General features: G+C 68.5%; 20 protein-coding genes. 10 read left to right on the top strand and 10 right to left on the bottom strand.

The window, feature by feature from the left end; all coding sequences use genetic code 11:
• Window positions 1-14: 14 nt before the first annotated feature.
• From G6N30_RS16405 to G6N30_RS16390, 4 genes are all read right to left on the bottom strand, one after another.
• Window positions 15-671 carry a hypothetical protein gene (locus G6N30_RS16405; RefSeq protein ID WP_134054537.1) on the bottom strand — a complete coding sequence of 219 codons (657 nt, stop codon included), beginning with the start codon at window positions 669-671 and terminating at the stop codon, window positions 15-17.
• Window positions 672-1,056: 385 nt separating this feature from the next.
• Window positions 1,057-4,452, bottom strand: a complete 3,396-nt coding sequence (locus G6N30_RS16400; protein WP_134054535.1) for an ATP-binding protein — start codon at window positions 4,450-4,452, stop codon at window positions 1,057-1,059.
• A complete protein-coding gene (locus G6N30_RS16395; protein ID WP_134054533.1) occupies window positions 4,445-5,128 on the bottom strand; it encodes a DUF4194 domain-containing protein in 684 nt (227 codons plus the stop codon). The genes G6N30_RS16400 and G6N30_RS16395 overlap by 8 nt, the downstream gene beginning before the upstream one ends.
• Window positions 5,125-6,546, bottom strand: coding sequence for a DUF3375 domain-containing protein (locus G6N30_RS16390; RefSeq protein WP_179965641.1), 1,422 nt, complete (start codon window positions 6,544-6,546; stop codon window positions 5,125-5,127). The genes G6N30_RS16395 and G6N30_RS16390 overlap by 4 nt, the downstream gene beginning before the upstream one ends.
• 277 nt (window positions 6,547-6,823) lie before the next feature.
• Here G6N30_RS16390 and G6N30_RS16385 point away from each other — a divergent pair, with 277 nt between their 5' ends.
• From G6N30_RS16385 to G6N30_RS16375, 3 genes are read left to right on the top strand one after another with little or no spacing between them, the layout of a single operon-like run.
• Window positions 6,824-7,711 (top strand): alpha/beta fold hydrolase, encoded by an 888-nt coding sequence (locus G6N30_RS16385; RefSeq protein WP_134054531.1) that lies wholly within the window; start codon window positions 6,824-6,826, stop codon window positions 7,709-7,711.
• Window positions 7,712-7,720: 9 nt separating this feature from the next.
• On the top strand, window positions 7,721-8,389 hold the full coding sequence (locus tag G6N30_RS16380; RefSeq protein WP_134054529.1) for a TetR/AcrR family transcriptional regulator: 669 nt from the start codon (window positions 7,721-7,723) through the stop codon (window positions 8,387-8,389).
• Entirely contained in the window at window positions 8,386-8,988 is a 603-nt protein-coding gene (locus G6N30_RS16375) for a TetR/AcrR family transcriptional regulator (protein WP_134054527.1), read from the top strand. The genes G6N30_RS16380 and G6N30_RS16375 overlap by 4 nt, the downstream gene beginning before the upstream one ends.
• On the opposite strand, the gene G6N30_RS16370 is transcribed toward G6N30_RS16375, so the two are convergent.
• The 5 genes from G6N30_RS16370 to G6N30_RS16350 all read right to left on the bottom strand — a co-directional run bounded on the left by G6N30_RS16370 (window position 8,989) and on the right by G6N30_RS16350 (window position 13,095).
• A complete protein-coding gene (locus tag G6N30_RS16370) occupies window positions 8,989-9,858 on the bottom strand; it encodes an LLM class F420-dependent oxidoreductase (protein ID WP_134055353.1) in 870 nt (289 codons plus the stop codon).
• Window positions 9,859-9,896: 38 nt separating this feature from the next.
• On the bottom strand, window positions 9,897-10,886 hold the full coding sequence (locus G6N30_RS16365; RefSeq protein WP_134054525.1) for an NAD-dependent epimerase/dehydratase family protein: 990 nt from the start codon (window positions 10,884-10,886) through the stop codon (window positions 9,897-9,899).
• Window positions 10,887-10,955: 69 nt separating this feature from the next.
• Window positions 10,956-11,534 carry a YdcF family protein gene (locus G6N30_RS16360; RefSeq protein ID WP_134054523.1) on the bottom strand — a complete coding sequence of 193 codons (579 nt, stop codon included), beginning with the start codon at window positions 11,532-11,534 and terminating at the stop codon, window positions 10,956-10,958.
• 66 nt (window positions 11,535-11,600) lie between these two features.
• Window positions 11,601-12,272 carry a DUF3060 domain-containing protein gene (locus tag G6N30_RS16355; protein ID WP_179965467.1) on the bottom strand — a complete coding sequence of 224 codons (672 nt, stop codon included), beginning with the start codon at window positions 12,270-12,272 and terminating at the stop codon, window positions 11,601-11,603.
• A gap of 43 nt (window positions 12,273-12,315) precedes the next feature.
• Window positions 12,316-13,095 carry a TspO-related membrane protein gene (locus G6N30_RS16350; protein WP_134054521.1) on the bottom strand — a complete coding sequence of 260 codons (780 nt, stop codon included), beginning with the start codon at window positions 13,093-13,095 and terminating at the stop codon, window positions 12,316-12,318.
• Between the two features lie 116 nt (window positions 13,096-13,211).
• Here G6N30_RS16350 and G6N30_RS16345 point away from each other — a divergent pair, with 116 nt between their 5' ends.
• From G6N30_RS16345 to G6N30_RS16315, 7 genes are all read left to right on the top strand, one after another.
• Window positions 13,212-13,430, top strand: a complete 219-nt coding sequence (locus G6N30_RS16345; RefSeq protein ID WP_134054519.1) for a hypothetical protein — start codon at window positions 13,212-13,214, stop codon at window positions 13,428-13,430.
• A 40-nt stretch (window positions 13,431-13,470) separates the two neighbouring features.
• Window positions 13,471-13,923: a carboxymuconolactone decarboxylase family protein gene (locus G6N30_RS16340; protein ID WP_134054517.1), complete on the top strand. Its 453-nt coding sequence runs from the start codon at window positions 13,471-13,473 to the stop codon at window positions 13,921-13,923.
• A gap of 66 nt (window positions 13,924-13,989) precedes the next feature.
• The gene (locus G6N30_RS16335) at window positions 13,990-15,342 is read left to right on the top strand and encodes an ABC transporter substrate-binding protein (protein ID WP_134054515.1); all 1,353 of its coding nucleotides are present in this window, start codon (window positions 13,990-13,992) and stop codon (window positions 15,340-15,342) included.
• Window positions 15,339-16,208: a carbohydrate ABC transporter permease gene (locus G6N30_RS16330; protein ID WP_134054514.1), complete on the top strand. Its 870-nt coding sequence runs from the start codon at window positions 15,339-15,341 to the stop codon at window positions 16,206-16,208. Before G6N30_RS16335 ends, G6N30_RS16330 begins: the two co-directional genes overlap by 4 nt.
• Window positions 16,205-16,996, top strand: coding sequence for a carbohydrate ABC transporter permease (locus G6N30_RS16325; protein ID WP_134054512.1), 792 nt, complete (start codon window positions 16,205-16,207; stop codon window positions 16,994-16,996). The genes G6N30_RS16330 and G6N30_RS16325 overlap by 4 nt, the downstream gene beginning before the upstream one ends.
• Complete coding sequence (locus tag G6N30_RS16320) at window positions 16,993-18,045, top strand: ABC transporter ATP-binding protein (protein ID WP_134054510.1); 1,053 nt, start codon at window positions 16,993-16,995, stop codon at window positions 18,043-18,045. Before G6N30_RS16325 ends, G6N30_RS16320 begins: the two co-directional genes overlap by 4 nt.
• Window positions 18,046-18,099: 54 nt before the next feature.
• On the top strand, window positions 18,100-19,290 hold the full coding sequence (locus G6N30_RS16315) for an acyl-CoA dehydrogenase family protein (protein ID WP_134054508.1): 1,191 nt from the start codon (window positions 18,100-18,102) through the stop codon (window positions 19,288-19,290).
• Here the strand turns inward: G6N30_RS16315 and G6N30_RS16310 are convergent.
• A complete protein-coding gene (locus G6N30_RS16310) occupies window positions 19,287-19,733 on the bottom strand; it encodes a winged helix-turn-helix transcriptional regulator (protein WP_134054506.1) in 447 nt (148 codons plus the stop codon). The two genes, G6N30_RS16315 and G6N30_RS16310, sit on opposite strands and share 4 nt — an antisense overlap.
• Between the last annotated feature and the right edge of the window lie 70 nt (window positions 19,734-19,803).

The raw sequence follows: 19,803 nt of genomic DNA, 5'->3' as shown, positions 1-19,803 counted from the left end.
TCTGCCGCGGTGGCTCAGAGCTCGCTGACGAGCGCTTGAATTGCCGGCGGCAGGTCCGGCGAATTGTAGGCGTACGTCGTGCCTTCGACGGTTCCCTCGATCTGCGCGATCTTGAGCTGCATCTCGTACATCTGGTCATCGCCGAGATCACCCACGGGCGTGTCCATCGGCACGCCGGCAGCCGCTGCGACATCTGCTGCGTAGACGTCCGGAGTATTGCCGTCACTGGCGGGCGCATACCTGCGAAACGCCTCCAGGATCGACAGCGGTGGATAGATCCCTTGGCGCAGAAAGGCGCCTATTGCGGTGAAACCCGTTGCGTAGTCCGGGAAGATCAAGAAATTGTGCCAGTTGAACTTGTCGATGTACTGACCGAAATCAGGTCCGCCGACATGGCCGGTCAGGTTGCCCGGGTTGTTGTTCAGCCACGCGAAACTTCCTGCCCCGGAACGCAGATGTGGCTGGCCGACACGTATCTCTGAGTCGTAGAAGACATAGTTGAAGATGAACCGACCGTTGTCGCGGTAGTCGTTGCGATCATGAGGATTGGCCGCCGGAAACCATTGCGTCCTAGGAATGCTCAGGTCGGTCGTGATTTGCTCGCCCGCTATGGCCTCGGCGTTGCCGAGCCCGTTGTAGTACCACACATGGTCTCCTGAAACGATCGACATCAGTGCCCTCCGTGTTCTGTGGCTGGTGGTGAGCGGCCGCCGTAAGAATGTCAGCGTCCGTGTCACAGAACGTATGTCGCGGGGCGCGTGTGGTATCGAGTACTCGACTACGTGACTTGACTCGCGCCGACAGGTCGCGATGGTGATGTGCGGTGGTCGCTTCTGGCGGGATTGGGCAGAGCCGTCGGTGATGCTGGCTCTCCTTGACGGTTGGCTGACAGCGCAGTCGCAACGTAGCGAGGTCACGGCGCCGAGTCGCGAGTAGCCAGGTACTTGATCAGGCCCGCTGTCGAAGCCAGGCTCTCGGATAGTCCGCGATCGGTGTCACAAGAGCGGCGCTCGGCCGTGGTCGCAGAGTCAACGCGCCTCGGCTCGATCCGCAGTCTCAGCGGGAGAGGGCCGGCACTTTCGCGCTCGCCCGCATCTCCTGCCGCAGCGCGCTGAACTCCGAGATCGTCCGCGTCGCCACCGTCGCGACGGGGCGGGCGTTGCGGCCCGTCGCCTCGGTCTTGCTCACCATCACCACGCTGTCGATGTAGGGCTGGATCGTCGTCGCGTTCTGCACGGTCGCCACGATCACCAGCTGGAACCCGAACTTCTGGAACGCCGACAGCGCCTGCTGCGCGAACTGCGGATCCGACTTGCTGAACGCCTCATCGAGCATCAACTGAGCGAAAACCGGTCTGTTGTCGGTACTTTCGGGGCTGGCGAGGTTGAAGCTCAAAGCGCCCGCCAGGCAGAACGCCATCAGCTTCTCCTGCTCACCACCGGAGTTGTCGCCGGCGTTGGAGTGCGTGCGGATCAGCTCCCCGGTCGCCACATCCCACTCCGCGCAGTCGAACGTGAACCGGTTGCGCACATCGAGCGCATCGCGCGTCCACGACTTGTCCTCCGGCGCGGCGGACGCCAGCCGGTTGCGCAACCGCAGGATGTCCGCGTACTGGTCGAGGATCGCCTGCTTGTCGCCCAGGCCGACCTCGGCGATGCGCCGCGAGATCGACCGCACGATCTCCGTCAGTTCCGACACCGCCGTCAGCGACCGCGGCGTCGCCCGCAGCGTCAGCCGGGTGCCGCGGTTGAACTCCACCGCGCCCAGCCCGGTGTTGACCCGCTCGATCTGCTCGGCGATCCGCCGCGCCTCCTGCTCGGCGACCCGGTGCAGCGTGAGGATCGCATCGGGCGCCTGCTCGGTGACCAGCCGCATCATCCGCTCGTACGCCTCGGGCAACTCGCGCTCGTCGATGTGCCGGCACAGCGCCACGTAGTCGTGCACCCGCTCGTCGAAGTTGGTGCTGTCGTTGGGGATGGCGTCCGGGAACGCGGTGTCGAACGTGTTGAGGATGCGGGCCAGCTCGTCGTACGAGCGGCGGCGGCTCTCCCGCAACTGCTCCCGCTCTTTCTTGATCGCGGCGAACAGCGCGTCGCGGTGCGGCTCCGGGTTCAACAACTCGAGCGACACCGGCACCTGCCCGGCGTAGCGGTGCAGCAGCTCCGTCAGCGGCTCGGAGACGAACGCCGGCTGCAGCCGTTCCGACAGTTCCAGCAGCTGCGTGCGCCGCGAATCGAGGTCGTCGCGGCGGGTCTGGATGGCACCCCGGCGCGTCATCAACACCTGGATCTGCGACCAGCATTCGTCGGCACGTGCGTTGAGGGCCTCGATGTCGGGATGGTCGGCGAGCAGCAGCTCGTACTGCTCGCGCAGCCGGTCGGCGTGGCCGTCGGCGGTCTCGACGTCGATCTGGCTCCACTGCGGGAACTGCTCGCAGATCGCCCGGCATGCCGACGCCCGGTCCCGCCACTGCTGACGCTGCGCGGCGATCTCGTCGGCCACTCGCCGGGCCTTCTGGTAGGCCTCCTCCGCGGCGGCCAGGTCCACGGTCAGCGCGTTGATCTTCGCCGACACGTCACCCTGATACAGGTACTCCGACTGCTTCAGCGGCCGCCGGTCGTCCTTGATCGCCAACCGGTCGCTGTCCTTGTACAGGCCGCTGTCGGTGACCGCGCGCCGGAACCGCGCGAACACGTCAGGGGTGTCGACGCAGACGTGGTCACCGGCTGAGGCCACCACGTCGACGGCCTCCGCGGCGCAGGGATGCGACGGGTCGACGGCGAACAGCTTGCCCGCCAACGTGTTCGGCTCGGGGCCGACCGGCTCGGCGCCGTACATCTTCGTCCGCACGTGGTGCAGTGCCAGCCGCCCGCGCATGTTCGTCTCGTTGACGAACCGCAGCACCGCCGTCCAGTGCACGTCGGGCACAAGCAGCCGCAAGCCCGGCCCGCGCAGCACCTTCTCCACCGCGATCCGCCAGCGTGTCTGATCCGACCGCAGATCCATCAGCTCGGCGACATACGGCAGCTCTGCCGCCTCGACACCGACTGCCGCGCAGATCTGTTCGCGCATCACCAGCGCGAACTCGGGCAGCGCCGACCCCACCTGCTCGACCCGCTTGAGCTCCTTGGCGGCCTCGTCGCGGGCCATGCGCGCCGCCTTCTGCGCGTACTCCGCATCGGTGGACGCCTCGCGGTTCCGCTCCACCTTGGCCAGCAGTTCGGTGGCCTCGGTGAGCAGGTCCTCGCGCAGGTTCCAGAACTCGTCGGCGGTGTCGGGGACGTCGATGCCCTGCGCGGTCACCATGTCCTCGTACGCGCTGCGACGGCGCGACACCTGCTCGGCCTCGGTCTCGGCGGCGGTCACCTGCGACTGCAGCGGTCCGATGCTCGCACTCGACCCGCTGATCTGCGCGTTGAGCGAATCCGCCTCGGCCTTGGCCAGATTCAGCGAGCGGGTGACATCCTCGTACTCGTTGTCGAGCTGGTCGATCGTGGTGTCGAGCTGCGCGATCTGCGCCGGGCACTGCGCCAGCCGGACGTGGTCGGTGTAAGCCCGTACCATCGGCAGATCCACCAGGTCGATGATCCCCAGATCCGAGGACTCCGAGGCGTAGCGGTGCTGGATCTTCTCGATGTCGCCGAGGATCTTGCGTTTGCGCTGCGCCACCGCCAGTAGCTCGCGTGCCTCCACCAGCGGGTCGATCTGCTTGAGCGCCTCGGGCAGTCGCGCCAGGCTGGAGGGTTCGTCGAGCATGAACTCGCGGACGAACTGCTCCAGCCCGCCAACGCTTTTCAGCGACTTCGCCTTGCCCAGCAGCTGCTGGGCGGCGTCGGAGGCGCGGATACCGATCGTCGCGTACAGCTGCGCCAGGTACTGCGATTCCACCTTGGTGGTGAACCGCCAGCCGGAATTCTTCCCGTCGCTTCGCTCGCCCCGGACCTCCTTGAACACTCCGGTGTCGAATCGGCCCGCCGCCCACCGGTTGCACACGTCCTCGATGTCGAGGTCGCCGTCGCCGATCACGAAGCGGCTCGACGAATCCGACCGGGACTCGCCGGTCAGCCACTTGAGGACCAGCCCGGTGACAGTGCGTCCGGAGTCGCTGGCGTAGGTGACCGCGATCGCCGACCACGCGGTGCCCTCGCCGCGCAGATACATCACCCGGCTGGTACCGCCGTCGCTGCGCTGGCCCCACGCCCCGCGCACGTACTTGTCGACGGTGCGCCGGCCGGCGCTCGACCCGGCGGCGGTGTTGTCGCCGGAGGCGTTGAAGTTGCGCCGGTTGAACGGCAGAAACCCCAGCGAGATCGCATCGAGCAGTGAGGATTTGCCGCTACCGGACGCGCCCGCGATCAGTGCGCCGCCGACGCTGAACGGAATCGAGTGGTATCCATCGAACACGCCCCAGTTGATGATCTGCAACCGGGACAGATGGAATTGTTCAGTCATCCAGCTCTGCTTCTCCCTGCGGCGTGCCGCCGTTCAGCAGCGTTTCGAACTGCCGCTGCAATTCGGTGATCACCGAGGCCGTCATGACCGCGTTGATCACCGGGCTGATGGTGTAGCTGTCCTCGTCGTCGCGGCTGCGGCGCAGAATCTCCAGCCCGGCCAGTCGGGCGATGGCGCCGTCGATACGCGCCGCGAACGTGACCGCATCCCGGTCGGTGTCGTTGAGCACGCCGGAGAACAACCCGTGCATCTCCTCGCGGCTGATCAGCACGCTCTGCCCTCCGGCCGCGCGCATCATCTGCGCCAGGTGCAGCGCGAGGATCGAGTCGTAGGTGCCGAGCGGCTCGCGGCGCAAAAGCTTGGCGCCCCTTGCCGATTCGTAGCGGGCCTGTTCGACGAACGCGACGTCGGCGCCGTCGACGATGCGCAGCAACAGGTCGAGTTCGGAGAGCCGCACGGCGAGCTGCTTGCGGTATTCGAGCACCCAGCTGAACAGGTCGCCGTCGGACTCCGCGCTGATGTAGCGGCGGGTGAGCAGGTTCTGCAGCGCCCAGCACGCCCGGTCGGGCAGCTCGGAGACGTCGCCGTCGAACCGCGGCCTGCGCTGGTGCGGGGGCCGGGCGTTCTGGTCGACCTGCGGCAACTGTGAGAAGTCGATGTCGGGCTCGGTGGTCACGACGCCACTCCAGACGTGATCGGTTCGGTGAAATGCAGTTCAGGGACGGCCATTTCGCGGTCCCGGCCGTCGAGGGAACGAAACCGCACGGTGGTGGACGGTGCGGGCCCGGCGCCCGGTTGTCTGAGCGCCCAGGACCACAGCACGATGACGTGGCCGAGGTACGCGTTGTCCAGCATGCCGACGGCCTGGGGCAGCGACACCGGTCCGGCGCTGATCGCGCTGTTGAGGATCTCCGACATGGCGGGCGCGTCGACCTGGGTGGTCAGCGCGGCGAAGCTGGTCAGGTCGACCTCGCCGTCCGCGGGTTTGGCCGGTTTCGGCGCGGACAGGTCGCCGATCTTGAAGGTCAGCGCGCCGACCGAGCTGATCGCGTGGCGGGCCAGCGGGACGTCGATGCCCAGGCGCGAGTCGGTGAGCGAGGTCTTCAGCAGGGCGCGCGCGGCGCCGATGGCCTCGTTGAGCTGGCGGGCCACCCCGCGGCTCTGCTCCAGCGTGCCGAACGCGGTGAAGCGTTTCACCCGCTGGGCGCAGCGCTGCTGGATCCGCTCCACCTCGTCGATCTGGTGGCCGACCAGTTCGAAGAACCCGGCCATCACCTTGCGCAGCGCCGGGTCCAGCGCGGGCAGCGCCTCGGCGACCGCGGCGACGTCGGCTTCGAACTCGGCGCGCTGGTCGGGGTCGTTGATCATCCGCAGGAAAGCGCGGTGGCTGTCGCGGCCCTGGGAATCCCATGCCGCCTGGTAGTCGGCGTACATCTGGCGCTGCCGGTCGCGGTACTCGGCGTTGCTGTCGATCGGCTCGTCGAGCGCCGCGGTGGCCTGCTCGATCATCGACCCGTACTGGCCGATGTCGGTGATCAGCCGTTCCATCTGAAGCGCGATGGCGCGGGCCTCGTCATAGGCGTCGGTGACGTCGGGTTCCTGGAGCTGCCCGGCGTCGAGCTCGTCGAGCTCGGCCTGCAGCGCCGCGATCTCCGCCTCGATGCTCTTGCGGATCCGTGCCGGGTCGTTGCCCACCCGGATCGCGACCTGTTTGAGTCGCGACGCGATGCCGTTGATCGAGCCGCCGGTGGCGATGGTGTCGTTGCGCCGCATCCCGCGCAGGAAGTCCAGCGCGCGGCGGGCGTCCTGGGTGAGGTAGCAGATGTTCTGGTCGCTGCGCTCGTCGACGATGCGGTGCAGCCAGCCCTGGCTCGCCCACGACTTGATGAGCGCGAGTCCGGACTGCCCGTCGGGGTCGAGGTCGTGCAGATCACGCTCGAGGCGCACCACCAGCTCCGTCTCGGGGACGACGCCGTCGGCCAGATGGCGTTCCATCAGCGTCGCGTAGAGCCCGAGATTGTGGGTGGCCAGCAGCCGGATCGCCCGGGATCCATGCAGGTCGCGGTTGAGTTCGAGCAGCTCAGCGGCCGACATCCCCCCGTTGTCGTTCACCTGCAGTCCTCGATCTGTGCTCGTCCGTGCTCGACCGTCCAACTTAGGCCACGGCGGCGACATCGGGGGCGTGGGGGCTACGAGTCGACCGCGTCACCGTCCTCCCCATCGCGTATGGCGCGCACGCGGAATGGGATGTGTCACCCAAACCGTGGGTACATCGTCGCAGCTCAGCGCGGTTGTCCATCGCCACGGTGGCGCAAACGGCTCAAAAGCGCCCATAATGGGTCACTCAACCCAAAACAAGGAGGCTCCGCCCATGTCCGCTGTCCACCACCGCTACGCCACCGTCGACGGCCACCGGCTCTTCTACCGCGAGGCCGGCGATCCGGCTGCCCCGACCCTGCTCCTGCTGCACGGCTTCCCGACCAGTTCGCACATGTTCCGGCGGCTCGTCCCCGCGCTCGCCGACCGCTGGCACGTCATCGCCCCCGACCACCTCGGCTTCGGCCTGTCCGATGCGCCCGGGGCCGAGGAGTTCGACTACACCTTCGACGGCCTCACCGCGCTGACCGCGGGACTGCTCGAGCAGCTGGGCGTCGACCGGTACAGCATCTACGTCCAGGACTACGGCGCACCCATCGGATGGCGGCTCGCGCTCGCCAACCCGGAGGCGATCACCGCGATCATCACCCAGAGCGGCAACGGGTACGACGCCGGATTCGTCGAGAGTTTCTGGAAGCCGGTCTGGGCGTACCACAGTCAGCAGACGCCGGAGACCGAAGCTGCCATGCGCGAAGCACTTTCGCTGGAGGCGATCCGCTGGCAATACGTCACCGGGGTCGCCGACGAATCGCTCGTCGACCCGGAGAACTGGTACCACGACCACGCGCTGGTGTCGCGGCCCGGCAACGACGCGGTGCAGCTGAAACTGTTCCTCGACTACGCCACGAACTCACCGCTGTATCCCCGCCTGCACGAGTACTTCCGTGCCTCCCGGGTGCGGCTGCTGGCGGTGTGGGGCCGCGGTGACGAGATCTTCGGTCCCGACGGAGCCCGCGCCTTCGCCGACGACCTGCCCGACGCCGAGATCCACTTGCTCGACGGCGGACACTTCCTGCTCGAGTCGGCGTTCGACGAAGTTACCGCGCTGATCCGCGACTTCCTCGACCGTCGCGTGTCGATGAGTGGGACGGCCGCCCCATAAACTTCAGGGATGGTCGTACCGGCGCCGGCGCAGCGGCGGCTCACTCCGAAGGGACAGGCCACCCGCGAACGGATCCTGGCCGCCGCCGCCGAGCTCATCACCACCGACGGGCTGTCGGCACTCACCATGGTCGGCGTCCGCAAGGCCGCGTCGGTGAGCGGATCGCAGCTGGCGCACTACTTCAGCGATCGGCAGGACCTCATCCGCGCGCTGATCGAGCGGCAGATGCAGACCGTGATCGACTCACACCGGGAGCTGGAGACGTTCGACGACTTCGAACACTGGCTTGACTCGAGCATGCGTCAGCTGCGCGCGGTCGGGTTCTCCGGAACCCCGACCTATCACGGTCTGGCCGGTCAGCTCGCCAAGTCCGACGACGCGGTGCGCGGCGTGCTCGCCGACGGCTACCGGCAGTGGATTGCCTTGCTGGAAGAGGCGATCCGCCGGATGAAACAACGCGGGGTACTGATTGACGACGCCGACCCGCATCAGCTGGCGCTGGTGCTGGTCGGCGCTCACCAGGCCGGCGGCACGATGGCGTTCGTCTACCGGGAGGCCTGGCCGCAGGCCGACGCGCTGCGGTTCGCCGTCAACCGCCTGCGCATGTACGCCGTCGACCCGGCCGAACGCGCACCACGCCCACCCCGCCGGCCGCGGCGCCAGCGGAGCGCCACATGACCGAGGAGCGGTTCACCCGCAAAGGGGTCGCCGCCCGTAGCCGGATCGTCGACACGACCGCCCGGCTGATGTTCGAACACGGCATCGACGGTACGACGATGGACGACGTCCGCAATGCCGCCGAGGTCAGCGGATCGCAACTGTCGCACTACTTCCGGGGCAAGGGCGAGCTCACCCGCGAGGTCGTCGCCGAACGCCGCCGCCAGGTCGCCCGGTTCCACACCGGCATGGGTGCTCTGGACAGCATCGAAGCGCTCCAGGGTTGGGCAGACACCTGTGTCGCCGACACCGAAGCCGTCTACCGGCGTGGCGGGTGCGTCTACGGGTCGCTGGCCGCCGAGCTGATCGAGGGCGAAGCGCAGATCCGCGACGACCTCGCCGCCGGATACGACGAGTGGATCGCGCTGTTCCGCTCGGCGCTCACCGCGATGAAGAAGCGCGGCGACCTTCGCGCCGACGCCGACCCGCGCCACCTCGCGGTCTCACTGGTGGCCGCCCATCAGGGCGGTGCGATGCTCACCTTCGTCACCGGCGATCCGGAGGCGTTGCGGGCCAACGTGAATGCCGCCGTGGACTACGTGCGGTCCTTCACTGCTTGACTACCCCAGGTCGGCCAACTGCGGCACCACCGGCGCGATCCCGTCGATCCACGCCGACGGCGAACCGCCCGGCGGCATGACGATGACGGTCTGCACGCCCACCTTCGCGTATTCGGCCATGGCGCGGACGAATTCGTCGGTGGTGTCGGGGGTGGGGCCGTCGTGGGCGAGGATCGTGACGCGGATGTCGGCGGCGTCGCGACCGACGTCGTCACAGTGGCGCCGCAACACGTCGAGTTTGTGCGCCACCTCCTCCGGTGAGCCGAACAGGTTGCACGCGTCGCCGTACTGGGCCACCAGCCGCAGGGTCTTTCGTTCACCGCCACCGCCGATCATCACCTTCGGCCGGTTGATCGGCTGCGGCGAACACAGCGTCTCCGCCAACCGGTAGTGCTTGCCCTCGAAGGGCCCGTTGTTGTCGGGGTCCCACATCTGCGCGCAGATCCGCAGGGTCTCCTCGAGCCGCTCGAACCGTTCGGCAACCGGCGGATACGGCACCCCGAGGCCGACGTGTTCGCGTTCGAACCAGGCGGCGCCGATCCCCAGCCACGCCCGTCCACCCGAGAGCACGTCGACCGTCGTCACCGTCTTGGCCAGCAGCCCGGGATGCCGGTAGGTCACGCCCGTCACCAGCAGGCCGAGTTCGATCGTCGAGGTGTGCGCCGCCATGAAGCCCAGGCTCGTGTAGCCCTCGAGCATGTTCGATTCGGCCGGCAGGCCGGTCGGTTCGATCTGGAAGAAGTGGTCCATGAACGACAGCCAGGTCGCGCCGGAGGCCTCCGCCGCCTCGCCGACGCGGGCGAGCTCACCGGCGATCGCGGTCGTTCCGCCGTCGATGTCGAAAATGGGTACGTGGTAGCCGAGTTCCATGACTGGCCTCAACCGGTGTGACCGTCGTCGCATTCCCGCTACAGGCGACCGACTGTGCGCAGCCCCTCGACGGTGTCGGCGATCGTCTCGGCGACGTCGCGCTGTTTGATGCCGAGATCGCGCTCGGCCGGCGCATCGTCGGACGTCGGCATCTGCGTGTAGTACTGCATCGCCGCCGAGTTGATCGGCGTCTCGAACGGCAGCTGGTCGCCGATCACGTCGAACACCCGGCCCATCGTGCGCAGCGCGATGTCGGGTACCGGGATGGGCGCCACGGTGCGGTCGGAGGCGTCGCCGATCAGCTTGGCCAGCTCGCCGACCGGCACCCGGCGGCCACCCAGCATGTACCGGCGGGGGCCACGTCCGGGCTCGAGCAGCGCCACGTGGAGCTCGGCGAGGTCGCGGACGTCGATGACGATCCAGCCGGCCCCGCGGCCGGGCACACCGCGCATCTTCACCGAGGCCTCGACGCCCTCGGCGGCCTCCCCGAACTGGTCGCCGGCCGGCGGCCCCAGCACCATCCCCGGGTAGGTGATGTCGACCGGGGCGCCGGCGTCCTGCAGGCCGCGGGCGTATGCCTCGACGACGGCCTTGGACTTGCCGTAGCCGTCGGACCCTCCGGTGACGGGCAGATCGGCGTGCAGCACCTCGAGGCCGGGACGGAACAGCGCCGTGAAGCTCGAGACGTGGATGATGGGGTCGAGCTTCGCCTTGGCCGCGCCACCGAGGACGTACCGGGCGCCTTCGAGGTTGGTCCGCAGCATCTCGTCGGCCATCGCTGGATCAGTGGAAACCATTGCCGCGCAATGGATCACCGAATCGCAACCATCGAGCGCCTCGGCCGTCGACTCGGGGTCGGAGATGTCGCCGACGACATGATCGCTGATGTCGGCGCCGATCTGCGCGGCACTGGTGGTCAGGCGTTCGGGTTTGCGGACCAGGAAGCGGACCTGGTGTCCGGCGTCCTGTACGGCCTTGGCGGTCCACGCGCCGACGAACCCGGTGCCGCCTGTGATCAGAACCTTCATCGGACCCCTGGTACTCGGTGACGGACGTCACCGGACACTACCCGGACACCGACGTGTTGAAACCCTCGGCTAACTGATGCCGACCAGCGGGCTGATCACGTCGCGGGCGAACTGCACGGCGTTCACCTGTGGGCTGCCGTCGGGGTAGCTCACCGTGGCCAGGACGTTGGCGCCGGCATCGGCGAAGTTGCCGTCGGCGCGGTCCTGATGCGTCGACGAGGTGACGAGGATGATCCCGGACGTGCCGGCCTCCTTGGCCAGCGGCACCGAGAACCGCGCGTTCTGCACGGTGCTGTTCGCCCTGTCCTCCACGATGATTCGGTGCGCGGGGAAGCCGAGCATCATCAGCATCCGGCGCATCGCCGCGGCCTCGGTCACGCCGTTGCGCGGGTTGCCGCCCGTCACGATGACCGGCGACTGCGGGAAGAACTGCGCCACGGTCAGACCCGTGATCACGCGTCGGCGCAGAATCGCGCGCATGGTGCCGTCGGGCTCGAGGCCGTAGCCGAGGATGACGATCGCCGGCTTCGAGAAGTCCTTGACCGCGACCGCGGGTTGCGCGTGCGCGACGGCGGGGGAGACGTCACCGATGAGGGCGGCGGCCGCAAGCGTGACGGCGGCGACGGCCGTCTTCCAGGTGTTCCGCATACGCCCTCCCGAAGTGTGGTGCTGAGGGTGTGATCGTGATGGGCGTGGCGGGTGTTACTGGACGGGCTAACCCCGTTCGACGATGTTGTCGCCGAAGCTGTCGATCTGCGGGTCACCGGACCGGTAGGTCACCCGGTTCTCGAAGCCCGATGCGCTGATCCGGTCGGCGCTCTCGACGATCACCTCGTTGCTCACCCCGGACACCGTGACGCTCACGCAGTGACCGGTGATCGTCACCGTGTTCGACACCCCGCTCACGCTGATCAGGCTGTCATTGCAGACCACCCGCTTGTCGCCCTCGACGCCCGCCACGCTGAACGGGCCGCCCGGCGGCGCCTGCGCAACCACGTCGCTGTCGCCCGCCGGTCCGCCCGGCAGGATCACGATGGGCGGTTCTTCGGTGGCGGGCGCCTCCGCCGTGGGATCCAGAGCGCCGCCGCCACCGGCGATCGTCGGCCGACCCGCCGTCACGCTGCCGTCGCCCGGCGCGAACTTCGCGAAGTAGATCGCCACGCCCGCGCCGAACACCAGGAGCAGCAGCACGACGGCCACCAGCGCGATGACGCCCGCCTGTGACGGCCCCGTCGAATGTGGTTGCGACGCAACCGGATACGGCGGTTGCGGGTACGGTCCGGTGACGGGATACGGCGCAGTGCCCAACTCGGACGTCTGCGCCCGGTCGGCCAGCGGGCGTTCGAGGTCCCGGATCCGGGCCTCGGGATCGTCCTGGGGATTCATGGGCAGATGCTGCCACACCGCATCGCCCCTGCTCAATGGGTTGCTATCGGGTCCTGGCGCGCACCTGCTGCCAAACGGCCACCGCCGCGACGGCCACCGCGGCGACCACGGCCGTCATCGACAGCATCGCGCTGTCCCGCTGCGACGCCCCGATCGCGATCGCGACCAACGCCCACAGCACCCCGGCGACGTACCCCGGCGTCCCGCGCAGCAGCACTGTCGCGACCACCGCCGTCAAGGACGCCGCCAGCAGCACCGCCAACTGCCACCCGGCCCCGGATGCCGACCATCCGGCCGCGATCAGCGCCGCCGTCACGTTCGCGAACACCGCGATGCTGCTCCATCCGAGGTACAGCCCGAACGACACCGTCGCCAGCACCGCCAGCCACCGCGGACACGTCAACTCCTCGCGGTGGCGTACCAGCAGCCACATGATGTGCGCCAGCGCCGCCGCCATCACGATGAACACCACGACGCTCGCCCACAGCCAGTCCTGTGCGGCGACCGTCAACCACACGCTGAACCCGACGAACACGACGCTCGCATCGATCAGGGCGTCGGTCTCCCACGGCGAGCCCAGCCCGTAGCGGACGATCGCCACCGCGGTCACCGAACTCAGCAGCGTGATCAGCCCCCACAGGCTGAATGCGTACCCCGCCGGGGTGATGAGTGCCTGGTTCGTCGCCCCGGACTTCAGGAACTCGCCGTTCACCGCACGCGATACCGGCGACGCGACCAGCTGACTCACCGCCAAGACCGCCGCCACCCACCGCCACGTGGTCACGGAGGGCGCATTCGAACGGGCGGCGGGTGCGGTCGTCATAACAGTGCTTCGTTCCCGGTTCGCACACGGATGACAACACGCGTTGCCGGATCGGGTTGTGATTGCGATCACGATCAGTTTAAATTGTGTCCGCCACCACAACGAAAGGCTGACCCATGGATGCGGTTAACGACGGTTCGCTGGCCCCGGTTCAGCCCGCGGCGGCGCGGCGCGCCAAGCCCGCCGATCGCCACACCGTTCAGTCGGTCCTGCTCACCGCGGTGTTCATCGTCGGCGTGGTCGGCATCATCGGCGCCCTCGTGCTCGGGCAGTCGACGGCGGCGATCATCATCGCGCTGCTGTCCGGCGCGATCATCACCGGCACTGTCTGCTGAGCACGCCCGGGTGCCGGACGGTGCTGCGTAGCATCGGACGATGACAACTCGGCACCTCCACATCGACAAACACTCACCTGCGGCGTACAAGGCGCTCGTCGGTGTGTCGACGGCGGTCAGCGCGCTGGCCAAGGAGACCGGACTGCCGCGATCGCTCGTCGAACTCGTCAACATCCGAGTGTCGCAGATCAACGGGTGCGCATCCTGTCTCGAGGTGCACCATCGCCGCGCCGACGACGCCGGCGTGACCGCCAAGCAACGCGCGACCGTATCCGTCTGGCGGGACACCGAATTGTTCGACGAACGGGAGCAGGCCGCGCTGCGCCTGGCCGAGATCACCACCACGCTGCCCGACCACGACACGGCCGAGCGCGAATACGCCCGCGCCCGCGAGGTTCTCGGCGACGACGAGCTCTCCGCGATCATCTGGGTGGCGACCGCCATCAACGCCTTCAACCGCGTCTCGATCCTCAGCGGGCACACCGTCCGCTGACCCGTTCAAGATCGCGCTGAGTTTTTCTCTGTCCGCGGGCACGCGGCGTTTGTACTGTCGCCCGTCGTGACTCCTCCTGTCTTCACCCGCCGCCGCGCACTGCAACTGCTGGGACTCGCCGGCGGCGCAGCCGTTCTCGGGCCCGCCCTGGCGGCATGCGGTGGCTCCGGTGGTGGCAGCGCGCTCTCGGCCGAGACGCCGGTGGCCGGCCGGTTCGAAGGCGTCACCCTCAAGCTGCTCGTCAACCAACCGCACGTCACCTCGTTCCGTGACGTCCTCGCCCCGAAGTGGCGTGAGGCCACCGGCGGCACCCTCGACGTGACCGCCGCCCCGTACGATCAGCTGACCAGCAAGCAGATCCTCGACGTACAGAGCGGCACAGGCGAATTCGACGTCTTCGACTACTTCTACTTCGGTCTGGGCGACCTGGTCGACGCCGGTGCGCTCACCGACCTCACCGACTGGATCGACGCCAAACAGTCCGACCTGAGCGTGCCCGGCTATCTGAAGTCGATCTACGACCCGTACACCCTGCTCGACGGCCGCCGTTACGGACTGCCCTACGACGGCGACATCCACATCCTGTTCTACAACGCCGAACTGTTCGACCGGTACAAGGTCGCGCCGCCGACCACGTGGGTCGAGTACGACGAGATCGCCGCGAAGATCACCCGCGACGCCCGTGGCGCGGCATACGGCGCGATCGTCTCCGGCCAACAGGTGCCGATGATCCTGGGCTGCTCGTACATCAACCGGCTCACCGGCTACGGCGGCAACCTGGTGGACGCCGACGGCAAACCGCAACTCACCTCCGACGCGTCGGTCGCCGCGCTCGAGCACCTCGTCGCGGTCGCCCCCAATGCGCTGCCGACCCCGCTTCAGGTCGGGTTCGACCAGGCCAACACCGCCTTCCTCACCGGCCAGGGTGCGCTGCTGGACACGTGGACCGATATGGCGCTGCGCGCCGAGGATCCGACGGCCTCGAAGATCGCCGGCCGGTGGGGTGCGGTGTCGCTGCCCGTCGGCGGCGCCAACACCACCCCGCGCACCGCGCTGGACGCCGGGTTCGGGCTCGGCATCTCGACGGCGTCGAAGAACGTCGACGCCGCGGCCGCGTTCATCGCCTGGGCGACCGCCGCGCCGCAGAACCTCGCGGTGTCCTCGACCGCGGGGGCGGGCATCGACCCGGTGCGCGGTGAGGTGCTCGACTCGCCCGGTTACGCGAAGGTCGTCACCAAGGCCGTCGACCCGATCCGCGAGGGACTGAACGGGGACCCGCTGGTGTGGCCGAAGCAGGCCGGTGCGCCGAAACTGTTGCAGGACCTGGTGGATCAGCTCGCGTTGGCGATCGCGGGCACCCAGACCGTCGAGCAGTCCCTGGAGAAGGCTCAGGCCAGCTGGGACAGCGCCACGCAATGACGCGCCGCGTCCCGCTGTGGCTGGCGCTTCCGGCCATCGCCGGGCTGACCCTGTTCCTGGTCTACCCGACGGTGTACCTGGTGGCGCTCGCGCTCACCGACTCCTCGCTGGCCCGCCCGCTGCGGGCCTTCACCGGTGTCGAGAACTTCGCCAATGCCGTTGCCGCGCCTGCGTTCACACCGTCGCTGGTGAAGTCGACGGTGTTCGCGGTCGCCGCCGCCGTGGCCACCACCGCGTTGGGGCTGGCGCTGGCGGTGCTGCTGCGCCACCGCGGCACCCGGTTCGGGGTCGCCGGCGCCCTGTTCCTACTGCCGTTGGTGACGGCGCCGGTGCTGGTCGGTGTGGCGTGGAAGCTGCTGCTGGCGCCGGTCGGCGGCGGGCTGGCGGGCATCTTCTCGGCCGTCGGTCTGGGCGGGGTCAACCCGTTGGGGTCCGGGGTCGGTGCGTTCGTGGTCCTGCTGGCGATCCACATCTGGCAGTGGACACCGTTCGCGATCCTGATCGCGTTCGCGGCGCTCGGCGTGGTCCGACCGGAGCTGCTGGAATCCGCGCGCATCGACGGCGCCAACCCGTGGCGCACGTTCACCACGGTGACGTGGCCGGCCATCGCCCCGACGATCTGGGCGGTGGCGGTGCTCGAACTCGTCATCGGGTACAAGGTGTTCGATCTCATCGTCGTCATCACCTCAGGCGGGCCGGGCTTCTCGACCTCGTTGTCCCCGTACGTGATCTATCAGACCGGCTTGCGGGGCAGCTTCGACATGGGCACCGCCGCCGCGCAGACGCTGGTGTTCGCGTTCGTGGTCGGCGCCGTCGCCACCGTGGTGACGGGTCTGCGCGCCCGCGCGGTGAAGGCCGACGGATGAAGGCGCGTCTGGTCCTCAGCGTCGCCGTCGTGCTGACGCTGGTCCCGATCGGTTACCTGCTGTCGCTCGCGGTGCGCCCGGCCGAGGACGTGCTGAACTCGAGCCTGCTGCCCACATCGTTGACGTTCGACAACGTCGTCAAGGTCTTCGACACCATCGAACTCGGCACCATGCTCGGCAACTCGTGGGCCTCGGCGGTCGGCGCGGCGCTGCTCGCCGTCGTGATCGCCGCTCCCGCCGCCTATTTCACCGCCCGGCACACCGCGGGTGACCGGTTGCTGACCGTGTTGCTCGCCAGCTACTGCGCCCCGCCGATCGTCGCGATCATCCCGTTGTTCTTCCTGCTGCGGCACGCCGGACTCACCAACAACGTCGCCGGTCTGACTCTCGTCAACGGCATCGCCAGCGTCCCGGTCGCGGTGTGGCTGCTCGACGGATTCGTCCGCCGCATCCCGGTCGAGATCGACGAGGCCGCCGTCATCGACGGGCTGTCGGTCGCCGCGACGTTCCGCAAGGTGGTGCTGCCCCTGCTGTGGCCGGGCATCGTGGCGGCGCTGCTGGTCGTGTTCTTCCTGAGCTACAACGACTTTCTGTTCGCCGTCTACCTCGCGGTGACGAAGGAGAGCCAGACGCTGACGGTCGGGCTGTCCCTGTTCCAGGGCGACCGCAACGTGCAGTTCGGTCAGCAGGCCGCCGCCGGACTGCTCGGCGTGCTGCCTGTCTATGTGCTGGCACTCGCCGCGCAGCGCTACCTCGTCGGCGGCCTCACCACGGGAGCGACCAAGTGAGCACCATCGAACTGGCCGGTCTGACGAAGACGTACGGCACCACCACCGTCGTCGACGATGTCACGCTGACGCTGCCCGACGGATCCCTGACCGTGCTGGTCGGACCGTCGGGGTGCGGGAAGTCGACCACGTTGCGGATCGTGGCCGGATTGGAACCGGCCGACGGGGGAGCGGTGCACATCGGGGAACGCGACGTCACCCGCGCCACCCCGCGCGAGCGCGACGTCGCCATGGTGTTCCAGAACTACGCGCTGTACCCGCACCTGTCGGTGGCGGGCAACATCGGTTTTCCGTTGCGCAACAACGGCGTCGCCCGAGACGAGGTGGCCCGGCGGGTCGGCGAGGCGGCGGAACGGGTCGGCATCACCGCGCTGCTCGACCGCAAACCGCGCCAGCTCTCCGGCGGACAGCAGCAGCGCGTCGCGATCGCCCGCGCGCTGGTCCGCACACCGTCGGTGTTCCTGTTCGACGAACCGCTGAGCAATCTCGACGCCAAGCTGCGCGTCGAACTGCGCTCCGAGATTCGGCGGCTGCAACAGGACACCGGCATCACCGCGCTCTACGTCACCCACGACCAGGAGGAGGCGATGACGATCGCCGACCAACTCGTCGTCCTGAACGCCGGGCGCATCGCGCAGAAGGGCACCCCGGAGGAGCTCTACCGACGGCCGGCCAACACCTTCGTCGCGGGGTTCATCGGGTCACCGAGCATGAACCTGGTGCCCGGGCGGCTCGAGTCCGGGGTGTTCACCGGGGACGGGGTGACGTTCGCGGTGGCTGGTTCTGGCGCTGTGACGTTGGGTGTGCGGCCCGAGGATCTGCTGGTGACGCCATCGGCCTCGGGTCTGGGGCGCGTCGACTTGGTCGAGCTGCTCGGCCCCCGCTACGTGCTGATCATCCGCGCGGGCGCGCACCGGTTGACGGCGGTGGTGGAGGCCGCGACGGTCGCGAGCTGGCCGGCGGTACCGGCTCCCGGCGACGGGGTGGACGTCACGGTCCGGCCTGAACGGGTGCACCTGTTCGACGCCGCCTCGGGTGAGCGAGTTTGATTCTCGCAGAGTAGAACCCGGTACTGCGGCCGCCGACGGTCATAGGGTGTGGCGGTGCCACGGACTCCATGGACGACGCCGCTGACCGCCGACGACACCGACCGCTGGGATGCGACCGCCGACGAGGTGGGCCGCCTGCTCGCGCGCGACGTGCTGCAGCGCGACCGCGCCAACCAGCAACCCGACGGCGAGCTGAAGCTCCTCAAGGACTCCGGGCTGGCCAACCTGCTGATCCCGCGGGAGTTCGGCGGCCACGGCGGGCACTGGTCGAGCGCCATGCGCGCCGTGCGCATCCTGGCTCGCTACGACGCGTCGATCGCGCAGATCCTCAGCTACCACTACTGCAACCAGGCGAGCATCGTGTTCTTCGGTGCCGCCGAGCGCTGGGAGCACTGGTTCACCGCATCCGCTGGCGGCAGCTGGCTGTGGGGCGACGCGGTCAACCCCGTCGACCCCGATCTGGTGCTCACCGCCGAGGGGGACGGATACCGGCTCAACGGCCGCAAGCGGTTCGCCACCGGCGCGTCGACCGGCGACGTCATACTGGCGATGGCCGCTGTCCACGGCCGGGTGCTGGCACTCGTCGTCGGACGCGACCGCGACGGAGTCGAATTCGCCGGCGACTGGGACGCGCTGGGGCAACGCCTGTCGGCCAGCGGCAGCGTCGAATTCCGCGATGTCGCCCTCGCGGCTGACGATGTACTCGGCGAGGTCGGGGAGGAGCCGTACTCGACGCTCGTCACGCCGGGTGTGCAGCTCGGGTTCGGCAACCTCTACCTCGGGATCGCCGAGGGGGCGCTGGCCCGGGCGCGGCAGCTGACACTCGACCGGCGCGGCGCCTGGCTGCTGAGCAACGTCGAGCACTATTCGCGAGACCCGTTCGTGCAGCGCGTGTTCGGTGAGCTGCTGTCGCGCACCGCCGCCGTCGAGGCGCTCGCCGACCGGTGGAACACCCGCTTCGACGCGGCGATCGCCCGCGGCGCCGACGTCACCGCGGCCGATCGCACCGAGGCGGAGATCGGGATCGCCCAGCTCAAGGTGGTGGCCACCGAGACGGCGCTGGAGGTGGCCCACCGGGTCTACGAGGTCACCGGCTCCAGCTCGGCGCGCACCGAGGTCGGCCTCGACCTGTTCTGGCGGAACATCCGCACCCACTCACTGCACGACCCCGTCGACTACAAGAAGCTCGAAGTCGGTGCGCATTATCTGACCGGCGACATCCAGCCGATCACGCTGTACACCTAGATCTGTACGCGTGTCGTATCGGGGTCCACGGGGCGGCCGGTCGCGTCTGTGGGTCGCAGCTCGGGGATCGGGAGACCGCGTTCGTCGACGAGGACGGAGTGCTCCTCGGTCGGCATGAATGCGTGCCGCTCACCCCACTGACGTAAGGCAACGACGACGGTGAACAAGTCCCGTCCGGCGGGAGTGAGCGTATAGATGTGCCGCCGGCCCGACGGGGCGGGTTTCCGTTCGAGGATGCCGCGTTGAACGAGTCGCCGGAGTCGGTCCGTGAGGATGTTGCGCGCGATTCCAGTGGCGTGCTGGAAATCCCCGAATGTCCGTGCCCCGTCCATCGCGTCGCGAACGATGAGGAGGCTCCAGCGGTCGCCGACCACGTCGAGTGTGCGCGCGACGGGACAGGGTGGGTCGGTCCAATCGATGTCGCCAGTAGCCGGCTGGGTCATCACGGGCTCCAATAGTTGCTGTTTGAAACCATTGTGGCGTACCGTCTGAACGGTTGCAAAATGCTACTGA

The sequence above is a fragment of the Mycolicibacterium litorale genome (genome assembly GCF_010731695.1).
In the GTDB taxonomy this organism is placed as follows: Bacteria; Actinomycetota; Actinomycetes; order Mycobacteriales; family Mycobacteriaceae; genus Mycobacterium; species Mycobacterium litorale.
Note: the sequence above shows the minus strand (reverse complement) of the source record. Positions and strands in the feature narration are given on the sequence as shown.